Origin of the sequence: Leptospira adleri (assembly GCF_002811985.1) — a bacterium.
GTDB lineage: Bacteria > Spirochaetota > Leptospiria > Leptospirales > Leptospiraceae > Leptospira > Leptospira adleri.
Map to the genome: position 1 here is coordinate 53,094 of NZ_NPDU01000020.1, position 16,711 is coordinate 69,804.

Below are 16,711 nucleotides of genomic sequence, written 5' to 3' on the forward strand. Positions count from 1 at the left end.
CTTGAGTCCGCCTCTGATATTGATAGATGGGATGGATGGAAAATTGTACCGAATCGCCCAGAGAGTGAAAGCATAAAAAATGAAATTCTTTGTTTTCTGTACCCCCGATCGAAAAAACACTGGTACGTAAGAAGTGAAGTTCGGATCGTATGAAAAAGAATTCCTCCAAATCCGGCTATTCCGGAGCGAAAACGATCTATATCCGAAAGCTGAGGTTTGAGGAAGCCCAGGAAAAACTCGAAAGAGAAATCCAAGAAGCCTTTTTGGCCGGGGAAACGTTCGTAGAAATCATACACGGAATCGGGGAAGGAATTCTCAAAAAATTAACGGTCGATACGATTCGTTCCCATGATTTTTTGAAGGAAGTGGACTATTCTCTCTATGGAATCTCCAATCCGGGATCCACATTGGTCGAAGTATTAGGACCCGATAAGGACACTCTCAAAAGGTATCTCAAATGACAAAAAACAAACTGGAGATTTTAGACGTAACGTTGAGAGACGGAGAGCAGACCAGAGGGGTTAGCTTTTCCACATCCGAAAAACTGAATATCGCAAAATTCTTATTACAAAAATTGAATGTAAATCGGGTGGAAATCGCCTCCGCCAGGGTTTCCAAAGGGGAATTCGAAACCGTCCAAAAAATCATAGAATGGGCCGAATCCGAAAAACTCACCGATAGAATCGAACTTCTCGGATTCGTGGACGGGAATAAAACCGTGGATTGGATCCGAGACAGCGGAGCGAAGGTTTTGAACCTTTTGACAAAAGGTTCGCTACATCACTTAGAAAAACAGTTAAACAAAACTCCGAAAGAATTTTTTACGGAGATTTCCTTTGTGATCGAGTATGCGCGAAAGAACGGACTCAGGGTCAACGTCTATCTCGAAGATTGGTCCAACGGTTTTAGAAACAGTCCCGATTACGTTTTGTCTCTTGTCGAACATCTGAGTAAGGAAAACATCGAAAGAATATTTCTTCCCGATACGTTAGGCGTTCTTTCTCCTTCGGAAACGTTCCACGGAGTGGACGCTCTCGTTCAAAAACATCCGAATCTTCATTTCGAATTTCACGGCCACAACGACTACGACCTTTCCGTCGCCAACAGCCTGGAAGCGATCCGCGCCGGAGCAAAGGGCCTGCACGCATCGATCAACGGACTCGGCGAAAGAGCCGGAAATACTCCTTTAGAAGCCTTGATCACCGCGATCCACGATAAGTCGGAAGCAAAGACGCAAGTCAACGAACTCGCGATCACGGAAGCAAGTCGACTCGTGGAAGTTTTCAGTGGAAAAAGAATCTCCGCGAACAGGCCGATCGTGGGCGAAGACGTCTTCACACAAACTGCGGGAGTTCACGCCGACGGGGACAAAAAAGGAAATCTCTACGCGAATCCGATCCTACCGGAGCGTTTCGGACGAAAAAGAAGCTACGCGTTAGGCAAACTCGCCGGAAAAGCGAGCATTTCCGAAAACGTAAAACAGTTGGGAATGGTTTTAAGCGACGTGATTCTTCAGAAAGTTCTGGAACGGGTGATCGAACTCGGGGACCAGAACAAACTCGTCACACCGGAAGATCTTCCGTTTATCATCGCGGACGTTTCCGGAAGAACCGGAGATAAAGTAATCGCTATCAAATCTTGTAATATACATTCCGGGATCGGAATCCGGCCTCACGCTCAGATCGAAATCGAATACCAAGGAAAGGTTCACAAGGAAATTTCCGAAGGCGACGGCGGTTACGACGCATTTATGAACGCGCTTACAAAAATCACGAATCGACTCGGGATCACAATCCCCAAACTGATCGACTACGAGGTAAGAATTCCTCCGGGAGGAAAGACGGACGCGTTAGTCGAAACGATGATCACCTGGAACAAATCCCAGGATTTAGAGGAAGATCAGACGTTCAAGACGATGGGAGTTCATCCGGATCAGACGATCGCGGCCGTTCACGCGACGGAAAAAATGCTCAACCAAATTCTGCAGCCATGGCAAACCTGAAACTCTTACTCGTGGGAATCGGAAATCCCGGTCAAAAATACGCGAATCACCGGCATAACATCGGTTTTGTGATTCTGGATTCTTTTTTAAATTCTTCCTCCGGAAGTTATCAGGAAAATTCGAAGTATTCCCTCGCTCGAACCGACGAAGACGGGATCACGCTCTTTTATCTCAAACCTCTGGAATTCATGAATCTTTCCGGAAAAGCGGTTTCGGAAATCGCAAAGAAGAATGGAATTCCCCCCGAGAATATTCTCGTCATCCACGACGAAATCGATTTCGAATTCGGAAAACTCAAACTGAAAGGCGGGGGTGGTCATGCCGGTCACAACGGACTTCGTGATATCGTAGAAAAACTGGGTTCCAACTCATTCTTTCGTCTCCGTTTCGGAGTCGGGAAACCTTCCGAATCCTCCGAGGTTCCGAATTATGTACTTTCCAATTTTAAACCCGAAGAAAGGGAAAAAATTCCGGAACTCGTCAAAGCCTCTTTGCAAAAAATCTCGGACTGGATCCGAGAAAGGAAAAACGGATTTCAGAAACTCTCCGATACTAAGTAGGACAGGTGCGGTCTTGTATTCTTCTTTTTCAAAGAGAAAGAAGACCCGCCCGTTTTTTCGATCGTTTTGAAGTTGGAAATCTTTGGGAGCCGTTCATTCTCCGAGGTTAAAAAAACAAAAGGATCGAACTCAATTTAAAACGGAGTATTCCATTGGGCGATTATCCATTTCGACTTCCTCAGTTTTCATCCGCTTCTCAAAACTTAGCGGCGGAGAAATTCATTACGTATCTTAGAATCGAAAAAAATTATTCTCAAAATACGCTCAATGCCTACAGCATCGATCTGAAATTCTTTTTCGATTTTTGTGAAAAGGAGCAGTTGGATATCCTACAAATCGAACCGGTGGACATTCGATCTTACTTCGCCTATCTCGCAAAAAATCACGGGTTGGATCGAAGATCCCAAAGCAGAAAATTATCCTCTCTCAGAACCTTTTACAAAGTATTGCTCCGAGAAGATCTGGTTCCTTCCAATCCCGCCGTGCAGATAAGCTTTCCGAGGGTCAGAAGAGAAATTCCCAAAAATTTTCGGATCGGAGAAACGGAAGAAATCCTGAGTTTCGAAGCCGAACGAACGTCGGAAATTTTGGACATTCGCGACCGAGCGATGATCGAAGTATTGTATTCTTCCGGACTTCGAGTTTTCGAATTGGTGAACGCGAAACTTTCGGCGCTTTCCAAAGATCTTACCATCCTCAAGGTTCTCGGAAAGGGTCAAAAGGAAAGATTTGTATATTTTGGAAAGGAAGCCGTACAATCTCTTGAAAAATATTTGGAATACAGAACTCATTTTTTTCCCGAGACCGAGGAAATTTTTCTAAATCAAAAAGGAAAGAAACTGACGACCCGGGGCGTACGTTATATTTTGAATGAAAGAAGAAAAAAGATGGGATGGGAAAAGACCATCACTCCGCATAAATTCAGACACACGTTCGCAACCGATCTTTTGGACGCGGGAGCGGATATCAGAGCGGTGCAGGAATTGCTCGGGCATTCTTCGCTTTCCACAACTCAGATTTATCTGAGCGTGAGTAAGGAAAAAATCAAAGAGGTTTATAGAAAAGCTCATCCCCATGCCAGAAAATAAAATTCGTTCCACTACCATTCTTTGTGTCCGTAAAAACGGAAAAGTCGCCATCGGAGGAGACGGTCAGGTTTCCATGGGAAACACCGTCATGAAACAATCCGCAAAAAAAGTCAGAAGACTTTACGACGGAAAAATTCTTTCGGGGTTTGCGGGATCCGCCGCGGACGCGTTCACACTTTTCGAACTCTTTGAAAAAAAAGTGCAGGAATTCGGAGGAAGTCTTTCCAGAAGCGCGGTAGAACTCGCAAGAGAATGGAGAATGGATCGTATGCTCCGAAGACTCGAAGCCCTTTTGATCGTAGCCGATAAGGACGAATCGTTTTTGATTTCCGGAACGGGAGACGTGATTTCTCCGGACGAAGGTGTGATCGCGATCGGATCCGGAGGAAATTACGCGTTAGCCGCCGCTCGCGCGCTTTATGATCATACGGACCTCTCCGCGAAAGAAATCGTGGAATCTTCCATGAAAATCGCGGCCGATATTTGTATCTACACCAACGATCACATCACCATTGAAGAAATTCTCTAAAGAATAAATATATGACAGATTCTCACAAAGACCAGGAACTCATCCTTTCAGCCGAAGAAGAACTCACGCCTCGACAGATCGTGACCAAGTTGGACGAACATATCATCGGACAAAAAAACGCCAAAAAAGCGGTGGCGGTCGCGCTTCGAAACAGAACCCGCCGCAAAAAATTAGATCCTGAAATGCAGGAAGAAATTTATCCCAAGAACATCATCATGATCGGGCCGACCGGCGTCGGTAAAACGGAAATCGCAAGAAGACTCTCCAAACTCTGCGGCGCGCCCTTTCTCAAAGTGGAAGCCACAAAATATACGGAAGTAGGCTACGTCGGAAGAGACGTGGAATCCATGATCCGGGATCTTGCGGTCATTTCCATGAATCTTGTAAAACAGGAATTCAGAACCAAGGTAGAAGAAGCCGCAAAACAAAAAGCGGAGGAAGCGTTACTCGATATTTTACTTCCGTTTCCGGGAGAACCCAAACCGTCTTCCACGCAAATAACAGGTTTTTCGAATACGCCGATCGCGGATGAAGAGGAAAGGAAAACACACTTTCTCGAAACCAGAGAGTTTATGAGAAAAAAATTAAAAACCGGAAAGTTGGACGAACAGGAAGTAGAACTCGATCTACCGAACCCCAGCGCGTCTCAGATTCCGATGTTGCAGGTTTTCGGAGCGGGAAATTTGGACGACTTGGACAATCAATTGCAGAATGTCCTGGGCGATATGCTCCCCAAAAAGAATAAAAAACGGAAACTCAAAATTCCGGAAGCTCTCAAAGCATTGGAAGAATTCGAAGCCGAAAAGTTACTCGATCCGGACAAGGTTCAAAGAGAGGCGCTTCGAAGAGTGGAAGAAATGGGAATCATCTTTCTCGACGAGATCGACAAAATTGCGGGAAGAGAAGGAAAAACGGGAGCAGACGTTTCCAGAGAAGGGGTTCAGCGAGATCTTCTTCCGATCGTGGAAGGCGCAACCGTTAACACAAAGATCGGTCCTGTAAAAACCGATCATATCCTTTTTATCGCCGCGGGCGCGTTTCACATGACCAAACCCTCGGACCTGATTCCCGAACTCCAGGGAAGATTTCCGATCCGCGTTGAGCTGGAAAAATTATCCAGAGAAGACTTCGAAAAAATTCTCACCGCGCCTCGCTCCTCTTTGACGAGACAGTACGAAGCGCTTTTGGCGACCGATTCGATTCGTGTGGAATTCACCGCGGAAGGAATTCAAGAGATAGCAAGAATCGCGTATGACATGAACGAAAAGCACGAAAACATCGGAGCGCGGAGATTGAATACGATCTTAGAACGTCTTTTGGAAGAATTGAGTTTTGAAGGTCCCGATCTCCCGGAAGAAAAACGAAACGTAAAAATCGACGGAAAATACGTTTTAGATCGATTGCAAGGCGTGATTCAGGACAAAGATCTGAGTCAGTACATTCTTTAAACAAAATTAGAATCTTGTAATTTTCCGTTTTTAAGAAATGATTTTTGAATCTAAAATCGTAGATTCTATTTGACGAACTTCCGAAAATAGGGATGCTTTGCGTTATGCTCCGTATCCCAATCCCTTTCAAAAAAATTCCAATCTATTTTTTATTCGCGATTGTTTTGATTTTTTCAAACGGCTGCGAATGGATTCAAAAAACCTTGGTCGAAGTTTTAGGCGCCCCCGACACTTACAAGGCCGAAGGCGATCCGAATCTCATCCAACCGAATTTTTCCGGCAAGGACGAACAAAAGGAGAAGATCCTAGTTTCTCTCAAAGAAGTTTCGTCCGGCTTTTCGCAACCGACGGATCTTCAATTTCCTCCGGGAGAATCGGAAACGTTTCTTGTCACAGAACAAAAAGGAAAACTTCGCTGGGGAAAGGTACGAAAGAATGAAACCGGAACATTACTGACTTTGAATGTGTTATCCGAAGCCGAACAAGGCCTTCTCGGTTTGGCGTTTCATCCGGATTTTGCAAAGAATGGAAAACTCTATCTCAACTATGTTCTGAAAGTCGGAGGTAAGGATACGAGCCGAGTCGCCGAATGGATCGCTTCTTCTCCGAAAGATTTAGCAAATTCTAAAATTTCTTCCGAAAGAATCGTTATGGAAGTCGTTCAACCGTATCCGAATCACAATGCGGGACAACTCGCCTTCGGTCCGGACGGATTCTTATATGTGGGTTGGGGCGACGGAGGATGGAAAGACGATCCCAAAGAAAACGGACAAAATCCCAAGACCTTACTCGGAAGTATGCTTCGCATCGACGTAAACTCTTCGGAAAACGGGAAAAACTATAAGATTCCCGCCGACAATCCTTTTGTGAACGACGCTTGTTGTGCTCCCGAAACCTACGCATACGGTTTTCGAAATCCATGGAGATACAGCTTTGATCCGCAAGGAAGATTGATTCTTGCCGACGTAGGTCAAGATCTCTGGGAAGAAGTGGATCTCATCGAAAAGGGAAAGAACTACGGTTGGAATACGAAAGAAGCAACGCACTGCTTCGATCCAAAACAAAACTGCGATGAAAGAGGACTTACCGATCCGATCTACGAATACGGAAGAGAAGAGGGACAATCGATCACGGGCGGTTACGTCTATTCAAACAAAGCCATATCACAGTTAAACGGAAAATATGTTTTCGCAGATTTTGTTTCCGGAAGAATCTGGGCCTTAGATCTCCCGGACGAAGCCGGAAAACCCGCGAAAAAAGTTTTTACGTTGGGAAAATGGCCGGTCTTGATTTCTTCTTTTGGAAGAGACGCTTCCGGAAAAGTATATCTTACCGATTTTGGAAGTGGAAAGATCTATCGACTCGATCCGAAATAAAAAATCAACAACCGAAGATTTAAAAGAAAAAACTTCTCATTCACTTTTGTTTGAGAGGTTTTTTCTTTTAAATCACTTTTTCAGCGGAAGTAGTTCCGCGTAGCAACGACGCGCTTCTCAAGTTATTGTTTTCGTCTCGAAGTCTCATTTCAACTAAAACTCAGGCTAACAATTCGTTTCAAAGATTTATGGAACCGTTTCCCCAAAAAAAAGTAATTCGAGGAAAAATGATCCGGTTCCATAAATTTTCATTCTTGTAAAATGCGTTATGCGAGATGGTAAACTTTGAAGATTTCATTTCCGTAAAGACGTTAGACGCTCTTTGCAAATTTCAATTCCAGCAAAAGAATTATAAAAGATCCGAAAATTTCAATTCCTACAAAAGAGTTACGTAAGTTTTTAACTCGAGAAGCCTCTCACATTTCAAAAAGCATCGCGAAAAACTTTCTCGCTTTCGATTCTTTTTTTAATTTCGTTTACGAAATCAGAAGGATTCATTCCGTTCAAAAAAATTCCGGAACGAGATCGAAAAAAGAATCAGAAATCCATCTTCAGTCCGGAAATCGGATATTTCATATAAACGGTCGTCGTTCTCGCGCCCGAAGTGATCGTAAGAAGATCCAAGGGATTCAGACCGATGCTGTAAAATCCTTCGTCGATCATTGCGATTCCAAAACCGGCGCTTTCTTTTTCGTTTAAAAATTCAGGTCTAAAAAAATCGGCCGAATTACCTTGATCAAAGAGTTCTTTGTGTTTGAGTCTGGATTCTTGAATTCTTTCAAAGTCCATGTGGTGAATCGGAGAATCGTTTCTAATTCTAAAACTCAACTCGTCCTTCGTGATTCGAATTTTGAGAGAGATATTCATATTGTATTTTTCAATCTTGCTTCGAACGTCGGAAAGAAAAACTTTCTCGCTTTCGGTTAAAACCTTCTTCTTTGTGCGAATCTTATCTTCCAAAGATAGAACGGTCTGTACTTGTTTTTTCACCTTATCCGGAACGATATAACGATGCATCGCGTCTCTTAAGAGCGAAGTTTCCATGATGATCTCAAGGAGTTCTTCCGCGTCTTGACGACTGGATTCTCCTTGTTCTAATTTTTTTAAAAGTTCGTCTCGAAAAATGATGTGACGGATGTTCGCCTTGATTGCGTTTAACAACGCTTCCATTAAACCGCTAAAGAGGTGAAAGCCGGCTAACGGATTGGCTCCGATTTCTTCAAGAATTCCGTTTACAAGCTCGGATAGAATATCTCTTGTAGGTTTTGTCAGACCTTTGAGCTCAAGGTGAAAGAATTTTCTCTTTTTGAGATCCTCGATATTTTTCAGGATCTCGCTCCCTTTGAGCGCTGTTTTCTGGTTTGCCATATATCCCCACCGAGTTTTTTAGGTATCATTGATGCGCAAAGTCTTTTACGCAAGTTTGTTTTAAATCATGAAACCAAAATCCGGCATTTTTGAACTGATCACACCGGACCTCGGAGATACGGACAAGATCGAGCTCGTTCACTGGAATTCGAAACTTGGCGACTCCGTAACTCCCGGTCAAGAAATTTTAGAGCTCGTAACCGACAAGGCTTGCTTCCCGATGGAGTCCCCGGTGAAAGGAAAGCTAACGCAAATTATAAAAGAGAAGGGATCCATCGTTCGAAAGGGCGATGTTTTGGGAATCCTTGAACTTTTCGAAACCGAATGAAAATTCTTCATCTCTCAGATCTTCACTTTCCGACTCAGGTTCCGCTCTTCCAGTTAAAAGGAAAGATGATCGTAGGTTATCTGAACTATACGCTTCGAAGAAAGAAAAAGTATCCTCCATATATTTGGAATTCGATTCTCGAAAGTGTGGAAACGTTGAAACCGGACGCGATCGTAGTTTCCGGAGACATTACGAACGTTTCGCATGAAAAAGAATTCCAGAAAGCGGGAATATTATTAAGCGAACTCCCGCAGGATAAGGTTTTTTATATCCCTGGAAATCACGATCGTTACACCAAACATGCCGTAGGCGATCATCCGTTTTACGAAAAATATTTCTCTGCGCTTTCCGGCGATTCTATTTCGCATAACGCAGAATACATCCGTATCAAAAAAATCGGCGGTCTTCATTTCGTGGGATGGGATTCCAGTTTTCCTCTTTCGATTTTGGACGCGTATGGAAGAATTCAACCCGAGGTCGTAGAGAAGACTCAAAAAATTCTTCGGGAAAAAAAAATAGAGGACTACGTTTTGGTTTGTCATCACCCGATCTGGAATCCGGAAGAAAGACAGGAGACGATTCACCACCGTCTGAGAAACCGGGAAGAGATCGCTTCCCTTCTAAAAAAAGTCCCGCCTGTCGCCTTTTTACACGGGCACGTTCATACAAACTGGGTGAAATTTCCGGGTAATAAAATGCCTTATTATGTAATCAACTCGGCTTCCAGCACCCGACTTTCCGATTCCAGACATCAGTGCGGATTTCACCTTTTGGAAATCGATAAACGGAATCTTAAAATTCAAAGATATACTTACAATCTAGAACAGTCTAAATTCACGGAAGCTCCCTTAGTTTCGTATTCAGAAAAGGAATAACATGGCCGCCATCGAAGCAGTAAAAATTCAAAGAGAACTTACAAAAATCAAACACCCCGAACTAAAAAAAGACATCGTCTCTCTCGGAATGGTGGGAGCCCTCGATATACAAGAAGGTGAGACGAGCATTCTCCTCAAAACTCCGAGCCAAGACAGAAGAATTCAAATCGGTCTCGAAGCGCAAATCCGTCAATCGCTCACGAAACTTGAAGGAGTCGGAAAGGTAAAAATAAAATTCGAAGTCGATCCAAAACTCGTATTAGATGATTCTAATAAAATTCCGGGCGTTAAAAACGTGATCGCGGTCGGATCCGGAAAGGGCGGAGTCGGTAAATCGACCGTCACCGTAAATTTGGCGGCGATGGCCGCTTCTCTCGGATACAAAGTCGGAGTTTTAGACGCGGACATATACGGTCCTTCGGTTGGAAAGATGTTTGGAGTGAATGGCCGAGTCGCCTTGAAAGCGGAAGAAGATAAAATTTATCCTCTGGAAAAAGACGGACTCAAGATCATTTCATTCTCCTTTTTGATCGATGAAAAACAACCCGTAGTTTGGAGAGGGCCGATGCTCGGAAAGGCCGTCGAACAGTTCTTATACGATATCGTCTGGGACGAACTGGATTATCTTTTTATCGATCTTCCTCCTGGAACGGGCGACGTTCAACTTTCCTTAGCTCAACTCATCGATTTAAACGGAGCCGTAATCGTAACAACTCCGCAAACCGTTGCGTTATTAGACGCTAACCGCGCTTCGGCGATGTTCGCGCAAGTGAAAGTTCCCATACTAGGGATCGTAGAGAATATGAGCGAATTCATCTGTCCCAAATGCGGACACGCTTCTGCCATATTTAGCAAAGGCGGAGGCCAGAGATTGGCAGAATCTTCAGAGGCGCGTTTCTTAGGTGGCATACCTTTGACAATGGATATCATGAATGCGGGAGAGGACGGAAAACCGGTCGTGTTAAAAGATAAAAACGGTCCAATCTATCAAGCCTACAAAAGTATATTCGATCATCTAAATGAAGAAATAAAAAAGTGGGAATAATACAAGGATTTGAGTCTGTTGTACATTATGAGAGGGAGGTGAACCTTGAAGTTTGAAAAGGGATCCGAAAAAAACCCAACGGGCAATTTGATAGTATATTGCAACGTATTTGGTGAAAACCCTCTCAGCCCCGGAGGTAAGATCATCGCGTCTAACGTTGTCGTGAGCTTTCTCAAAATCGGCGAGAACTTTCCCGTAGTAACTTTCCCGCCCGTATCTCTGGACAGTTACGAAGAATTAAAGAAAGTCATTTCGGAGAACATAGACAAATACGACGTCATCAAAATCAGAGACTTTGAAATGCCCGCTTCTAAAGAAGCGTCCAACGATTACATTCAGGAAAGAATGGATCAGTTCAATAGTGTCGTGATCAAATACGTGGAAATCTGCAAGAATCGAGAAGTAGGCAACGGCCAGGTCCATTTTCCGGAAGAAGAAAGCGGAGTAAGGGAATATCTGGACGCGCTCGCCAATCTTTCGTTAAAGATCAGAAGATCCACTGGAATTGCAAGGGAAGCGTCTTTGATCAAGATGGATCAGTTGGTGGAAAATTTTTCCACAAAACATCCGGAGTTCGACCTGGATAATTTTAAGAAAGCGCTTTCTTTACCGGGACAAACCGGAGAGGAATTGATCGGACTCTATCTTCAAAAGTTCAACGCGATTTCAAAGGAAAACTACGAAGACGCGTCCACTTTAAAAAAGAAAATCCACGACATAGAATACTTCGCTTAACAAAAACTATTCTTCTTGGTTTTTGGGATTCCATCTCGGATATAGATCCAATTCTACTCCCAAAAGCCTGAAAATTCTTTCGCTGATAAAATCTCCGAGATCCTCGAGCGTCTTCGGCATCTGATAAAAACCGGGCGATGCAGGAAGAATCGTTCCCCCCGCGTCGTGGAGTTCCAACATATTTTTCAGATGAATCCGGTTGTAGGGAGCTTCTCTTGGAACCAGAACGAGAGTTCTTCTTTCTTTCAAAGTCACGTCCGCGGCCCTTTCGATCAGGTTTTCCGTCAAACCGGCGTTAATCGAAGCGATCGTTTTCATGGAACAAGGAAGAACCACCATCGCGTCCCAAGGATTGGATCCGGACGCGATGTCCGCTCCTATGTCCAAAAAATTTCGGATCAAAAATTGATGAGAAGAATTTACGATCTTGTATTTGTCAAAAATAAATTCTAAAAGCTCTTTTGCCGAAGCGACATTACAATTCATCTCTTCTCGAAAGACTCGAAGAGAGGCCGGACTGCAGATTAAAAAAGTTTTCCCTTCGATCGTAGAAAGCGCACGGATAAATCTTTCCGCATAAATGGAACCGCTCGCGCCCGCCATTCCCAGTACTAGTTTCATCGAAAGTCCCTTCCTATTTTTATTATCGATTTCGTTCCGCAACATAGCGCGCCAACGGTAACCTTCGTCGTCTCATGATTTAAGAATTTCAAACCTTCATCCTTGAAAAAAATTCGGCTGTAAGAGCTCCTACAACTTTCAAACGAGCCAACGTCCGTTCCGAAGACAATTCTCGAAATTCTTCCAAATCACTTCTCAACGGTTTGCAACGTGTCGGCGAATTCCCTTTTCCGTCTGACCTTGGACTCCAATTCGTTTCGAAAGAAGGATTCGATTCTTACCTTAATTTCCTAAAATCACGAGATAAAAAAACCGGTCCGCGAGTAATCCTCCAAAAAGGATCAAAGAAATGTAAGAATGAATCTGATAGAATTTCGGCGGAAAAAAATTCTCTCCCGTGCCGCGAGCGATCCTGTGCTCTTGAAAAAGATAATACGCCGTTATCAAAATAAAAAACAGAAAGATCGGACCCAAACCGGAAACGATTCCCGCTGCGAATAAAAGGACGATACAAAGGATATGATTGATCGCGGCGATCAGAAGAGATTTTTTTCTTCCAAATCTCGCGGGAACCGAAAACAATCCTTCTTTCTTATCGAAATCCTGATCTTGAAGAGCGTAAAGAATATCGAAGCCCGCCAAGTTCAAAGCGAGCCCGCAGGTCCAGAGTAAAGGTTCTAAAACGATTTCTTGCCGGATCGCCACCCAAGTCGCAAGCGGAGCCAGACCGATCGAAAAACCGAGGATCCAATGACACAACCAGGTAAAACGTTTTGCAAGAGAATATCCTAAGAGAATGAGGAGCGTGGGAAAGGAAAGCGCAAACGCCGTCGAATTGATAAACCAACTCGCGGCAAAAAAACCCAGAGAAGACAAACCGACAAAAAGAACGGCCGATCGAGTCGAAATTTTTCCCGCCGGAATTTCGCGATCTACGGTCCTTTGATTTTTTGCGTCAATATCGCGATCCACGATTCGATTGAATCCCATCGCGGCGGACCTCGCCAAAACCATGGAAATCAAAATGAGGATTGTAAGAATGATCCAATCGATCGGAGACTTATCGTGGGTTTTGAGAAAGGCCAAAACGAAAGCGATTCCCGCAAAGGGAAGCGCAAAGAGAGTATGTGAAAACTTGATGAGACTTCCATAGTGCTTTAAGGACGTTAGGCTAAAATTCATACTTTGGGTCGGCTCTGCCTTTTACTGAAAATCGAAACGATTTTCAAAATTCTTTTCCTACACAAAATCAAAGAGAAAGTTTAAAAATCGATGATTTTTTCTCCGCTCCCCAAAGGATACGCTTATGACTCAAACTCTCGCAGCAACTCCGATGTCCACGGAGTCGATCCGAACTTTTTTAAAAAAAATCATAGAAGATCCGAAAATTCACTCCCGCTGGTTGAACACGATTTCGTTTCTGGAACACATGGGATCCCGTAAGATTCTCGCGACTCAGAGCGACTTCGGAATGGGGGAAATGATTCTCAGACACGCTTCCGAAGAAGCAAGACACGCACATTTTTTCAAACGAATGAGCGAAAGAGTTTCTCCAGGCTCTTGCCCCGATTATAAACCTGAAAATCTTCACTGCGGTTTTCCGGCGTTTTCTTATTTTCAAAGACTGGATGCGCTCGTCCTCAAAGATCTAAACGCCTCGGGAATCCGCGGTAAAAAACAATCCTTTCTTTCCTATCTCTATGTAACCCATCTCATAGAAGAAAGAGCTGATTTTTTGTATCAGGAATACGATCAGATTCTGGAAGAAAACGGGATTCAAGTCAGCCTCAAGGCGATCATCAAGGAAGAAGAATCCCACCTCGCCGATATGAAAGGGGCTTTGACCGCCGAAGATCCGGATTACAAAACGCGTTATGCGCTCTTTCAAGAGAAGGAAAAGAAGAATTATCTGAAGTTCCAAACTTCTCTTTTGAAATCGGTCGGACTTTCTTCCTAAATTTTATGAAACATCGGGTTTTCAAACTTGTAGTCCTCTCGGTCCTTGTTCTCGGCGGCTTCGACGTTTCTTATATTTTTTCGGAAACCGGAGGGCTGCGAGATCGTCCCGTGAGCGTCGCGCTCGTTTGCGAACCTTCCTCGAAAACCGATAAAATTCGTTATTACAAATCGACTTCCTTATTTTTCAAAAGACTCAAAGCAAAGCGAATCCAAGAGAATGGAACCGCATTTTTTGTGGGTTACGGCTCCTTTGCCTCCGAGATCCCGAGCGAACAATTGAATCTGGCTCAACAAAACGGATACGATCTTTATATCTTTCCCAAAAACGTAACGGAGAATTTGCCTTCTTCCTCAAACAGAATTTTGCCTTGGATCGCATTTGCTTCCGAAAAGAAAGTAGAAACTCCCAAGGCAACAACCGTTAAACCGAAATCAAAAAAATCCTCTTTTTCAAAATCGAAAAAGAAAAAAACGAAATCCAAAAAATCGAGCTTAGCAAAGGATTCTCTCGCGACGGAGACTACAGCCCCTTCCACTTCGAGTCCGGCTTCGACGGATTCAAAAACGGAAACCCAAAAATCTACGCCCACGAATTCAAACGTAGAAAACAAAGAACCCGGTCCTAAAGAATCGGCTTCTCGGAAATCTTCCGAAAGCTCCGTTTCTAAAACGAAGAAAGTGAAAACGAAAAGTAAAACTTCGAAAACAAAAAAGAACAAACCCACCGCCACCACAAAAGAACGCATAAAGAAAACGGAACCAACAAAAGATTCGTCCCAGGAAACAAAGAACGTCGTGAAACAAAATTCCGAACCGAAAAAAAATGATTCTTCTTCCTTCGAATTGCAATTCGATTCTTTGAAGTTTTGGTTTTCCACTCTCACAAACACGATCGAGTTTCCTTGGGAATCGGAAAAGATTCTATTCTTAACCGGAGAAAACAGCGCGGAAGAATGGTCTACGGCTCTTTCCGGAAAAACGGAAGACGCAACTTTGATCCGCCTTTTGAATTCGCCGCAAGATCTGAGATTCAACGAAGGAATTTACTACACGGGTTGTGCTTCTGCTTCCATTCCGAATGGAATCTCGGTTTTGAATTTTTTCTTTCGTGGAAATCGACTGATTCGACTGAAGCAGGAAAGTTTTTCTCTCAACAGCGACGGTTCCGGGAAATCCTGGGACTTAGAATAGGCGCGATTTTACTTTTCGCAGAGACCGACCCCGGAAAATCTGGACTCCATGAGTCTGAATTGCGGCATCGTCGGCCTTCCCAACGTGGGTAAATCCACTATTTTTAACGCCCTCACAAAAGCGGGCGCCCAGATGGAAAACTATCCATTCTGCACCATCGAACCGAACAAAGGTATCGTAGAAGTTCCCGATTTTCGATTGGATCGTCTTGCGGAAATCGCCAAACCTCAAAAAATCGTACCCGCCATCATTGAATTCGTAGATATCGCCGGCCTTGTAAAAGGTGCGAGTCAAGGAGAAGGTCTTGGAAATAAATTTCTTTCCCATATCAGGGAAGTGGACGCGATCTGCCACGTTGTGCGCGCTTTCGAAGACGACAATGTAACTCACGTCCATGGAAAAGTGAATCCTGTGGACGACGCGGCTGTTGTGAATCTTGAATTGATCTTCGCCGATTTGGACAGCGCCGATAAACAATACCAAAGGGCGGCTAAAAATGCGAAGAATGGAAACAAAGAAGCACAGGAAACCGCGTCCGTTCTGGAGAAAATTTTAGATCTCCTAAAAGCAGGAAAACCCGCCCGACTCGCGCTTCCTGAAATGAAAGACGAAGAAAAAAAACTCGCGAAATCCTTTCAGCTCATCACTCTAAAACCGGTGATGTATGTCGCAAACATCGCCGACAAAGACGCCGCTAAAAAGGATACGCCGCTTCTTCAGCAAATCCGCCAAATGGCAAAGGAAGAAAACGCGGAACTCGTAATCCTTTGCGGTCGTTTTGAAGAAGAAATCTCGGGCCTCGACCGAAACGAACAACTCGACTTCCTTCAAGAAATCGGAGAAACCGAGAGCGGTCTCGATCGTATGATCAAAACCGCATATAAACTTTTGGGGCTCATCACCTTTTTTACCGCCGGAGAAGTGGAAGTCAGAGCTTGGACCACACCCGTGAATAGCACCGGCCCGAAGGCTGCCGCCGTGATCCATTCAGACTTTGAAAAGGGTTTCATTCGGGCCGAAGTTATGAGTTTTGAAGACCTGGATCGGGCCGGAAACCAGGCCAAGGTAAAAGAAGAGGGCAAGTTAAGAATCGAGGGTAAAGAATACATTGTCCAAGACGGAGATGTGATTTACTTTAGAATCAACGCTTAATTTCAAATTCTCAGTTTCGCACGCCAAAACGGACCTTGAACCTGTTTCAGAGTTTGTTTTGGCAACACATCTTCCATTCCATCTTTCCAACAATCAGTATATTATGAATTACCAATGTACTTCCATTGAATGCAAAAGATCATGCGACCTTAAAACTTCCTTCGCTTTGATCATACCTCCCGCACAAGCGACATACAGACCACGAAAGAAACATTCTACTTTATCAATATTCCCGTTATCATTTTATCATCATAAATCAGTCCATCTTTGAGGGAGAATGGAACCGAAAATTCGATTTAGCTTTTTGTAAGTTTTGCAAAAACTCGAAGTTTCGGATCAAAATCTCCATTTAAAAAAATAAAAAGTTCTCTGAATTTGGACAATTTTTTTAAAAATAGTTTGACCGGTTGAGTGACGTAATTAATTTGGATCTT

At 43.8% G+C, this 16,711-nt stretch carries 17 protein-coding genes; 14 read left to right on the top strand and 3 right to left on the bottom strand.

Annotated elements, in window-relative coordinates; genetic code table 11:
- Positions 1 to 149 precede the first annotated feature (149 nt).
- The 7 genes from CH376_RS09620 (at position 150) to CH376_RS09650 (ending at position 7,003) form a co-directional block, all read left to right on the top strand.
- Positions 150 to 461, top strand: a complete 312-nt coding sequence (locus tag CH376_RS09620) for a Smr/MutS family protein (RefSeq protein ID WP_100787334.1) — start codon at positions 150 to 152, stop codon at positions 459 to 461.
- Positions 458 to 2,002 carry a (R)-citramalate synthase CimA gene (cimA, locus tag CH376_RS09625; protein ID WP_100787335.1) on the top strand — a complete coding sequence of 515 codons (1,545 nt, stop codon included), beginning with the start codon at positions 458 to 460 and terminating at the stop codon, positions 2,000 to 2,002. The genes CH376_RS09620 and cimA overlap by 4 nt, the downstream gene beginning before the upstream one ends.
- On the top strand, positions 1,990 to 2,562 hold the full coding sequence (gene pth, locus CH376_RS09630; RefSeq protein WP_100787336.1) for an aminoacyl-tRNA hydrolase: 573 nt from the start codon (positions 1,990 to 1,992) through the stop codon (positions 2,560 to 2,562). The genes cimA and pth overlap by 13 nt, the downstream gene beginning before the upstream one ends.
- 152 nt (positions 2,563 to 2,714) lie before the next feature.
- Positions 2,715 to 3,650, top strand: coding sequence for a tyrosine recombinase XerC (gene xerC, locus CH376_RS09635; protein ID WP_100787337.1), 936 nt, complete (start codon positions 2,715 to 2,717; stop codon positions 3,648 to 3,650).
- Positions 3,637 to 4,179 carry an ATP-dependent protease subunit HslV gene (gene hslV / locus CH376_RS09640; RefSeq protein ID WP_100787338.1) on the top strand — a complete coding sequence of 181 codons (543 nt, stop codon included), beginning with the start codon at positions 3,637 to 3,639 and terminating at the stop codon, positions 4,177 to 4,179. The genes xerC and hslV overlap by 14 nt, the downstream gene beginning before the upstream one ends.
- 11 nt (positions 4,180 to 4,190) lie before the next feature.
- Positions 4,191 to 5,627 carry an ATP-dependent protease ATPase subunit HslU gene (gene hslU / locus CH376_RS09645; RefSeq protein WP_100787339.1) on the top strand — a complete coding sequence of 479 codons (1,437 nt, stop codon included), beginning with the start codon at positions 4,191 to 4,193 and terminating at the stop codon, positions 5,625 to 5,627.
- Positions 5,628 to 5,731: 104 nt separating this feature from the next.
- The gene (locus CH376_RS09650; protein ID WP_243394814.1) at positions 5,732 to 7,003 is read left to right on the top strand and encodes a PQQ-dependent sugar dehydrogenase; all 1,272 of its coding nucleotides are present in this window, start codon (positions 5,732 to 5,734) and stop codon (positions 7,001 to 7,003) included.
- A 537-nt stretch (positions 7,004 to 7,540) separates the two neighbouring features.
- On the opposite strand, the gene CH376_RS09655 is transcribed toward CH376_RS09650, so the two are convergent.
- Positions 7,541 to 8,371: a hypothetical protein gene (locus CH376_RS09655; RefSeq protein WP_100787341.1), complete on the bottom strand. Its 831-nt coding sequence runs from the start codon at positions 8,369 to 8,371 to the stop codon at positions 7,541 to 7,543.
- A gap of 67 nt (positions 8,372 to 8,438) precedes the next feature.
- Between CH376_RS09655 and CH376_RS09660 the strand changes: the two genes are divergently transcribed.
- The 4 genes from CH376_RS09660 to CH376_RS09675 are packed head-to-tail and all read left to right on the top strand — an operon-like array spanning position 8,439 to position 11,354.
- Positions 8,439 to 8,699: a lipoyl domain-containing protein gene (locus CH376_RS09660; protein ID WP_100787342.1), complete on the top strand. Its 261-nt coding sequence runs from the start codon at positions 8,439 to 8,441 to the stop codon at positions 8,697 to 8,699.
- Positions 8,696 to 9,574, top strand: coding sequence for a metallophosphoesterase family protein (locus CH376_RS09665; RefSeq protein WP_100787343.1), 879 nt, complete (start codon positions 8,696 to 8,698; stop codon positions 9,572 to 9,574). Before CH376_RS09660 ends, CH376_RS09665 begins: the two co-directional genes overlap by 4 nt.
- A 1-nt stretch (position 9,575) precedes the next feature.
- Entirely contained in the window at positions 9,576 to 10,619 is a 1,044-nt protein-coding gene (locus CH376_RS09670; protein ID WP_100787344.1) for an Mrp/NBP35 family ATP-binding protein, read from the top strand.
- Positions 10,620 to 10,664: 45 nt separating this feature from the next.
- On the top strand, positions 10,665 to 11,354 hold the full coding sequence (locus CH376_RS09675) for a hypothetical protein (protein ID WP_100787345.1): 690 nt from the start codon (positions 10,665 to 10,667) through the stop codon (positions 11,352 to 11,354).
- 6 nt (positions 11,355 to 11,360) lie between these two features.
- On the opposite strand, the gene CH376_RS09680 is transcribed toward CH376_RS09675, so the two are convergent.
- Positions 11,361 to 11,975: a UbiX family flavin prenyltransferase gene (locus CH376_RS09680; RefSeq protein WP_100787351.1), complete on the bottom strand. Its 615-nt coding sequence runs from the start codon at positions 11,973 to 11,975 to the stop codon at positions 11,361 to 11,363.
- Positions 11,976 to 12,257: 282 nt separating this feature from the next.
- Positions 12,258 to 13,157: a UbiA-like polyprenyltransferase gene (locus tag CH376_RS09685; protein WP_100787346.1), complete on the bottom strand. Its 900-nt coding sequence runs from the start codon at positions 13,155 to 13,157 to the stop codon at positions 12,258 to 12,260.
- 124 nt (positions 13,158 to 13,281) lie between these two features.
- On the opposite strand from CH376_RS09685, the gene CH376_RS09690 reads away from it, so the two are divergent.
- Genes CH376_RS09690 through ychF form a run of 3 tightly spaced genes read left to right on the top strand, consistent with a single transcriptional unit; the run spans position 13,282 to position 16,277 of the window.
- Positions 13,282 to 13,932, top strand: coding sequence for a hypothetical protein (locus CH376_RS09690; protein WP_100787347.1), 651 nt, complete (start codon positions 13,282 to 13,284; stop codon positions 13,930 to 13,932).
- Positions 13,933 to 13,937: 5 nt separating this feature from the next.
- On the top strand, positions 13,938 to 15,125 hold the full coding sequence (locus CH376_RS24790) for an LIC11612 family fibronectin-binding protein (RefSeq protein WP_338063573.1): 1,188 nt from the start codon (positions 13,938 to 13,940) through the stop codon (positions 15,123 to 15,125).
- A 48-nt stretch (positions 15,126 to 15,173) separates the two neighbouring features.
- Complete coding sequence (gene ychF, locus CH376_RS09700; protein WP_100787348.1) at positions 15,174 to 16,277, top strand: redox-regulated ATPase YchF; 1,104 nt, start codon at positions 15,174 to 15,176, stop codon at positions 16,275 to 16,277.
- Positions 16,278 to 16,711: the final 434 nt, after the last annotated feature.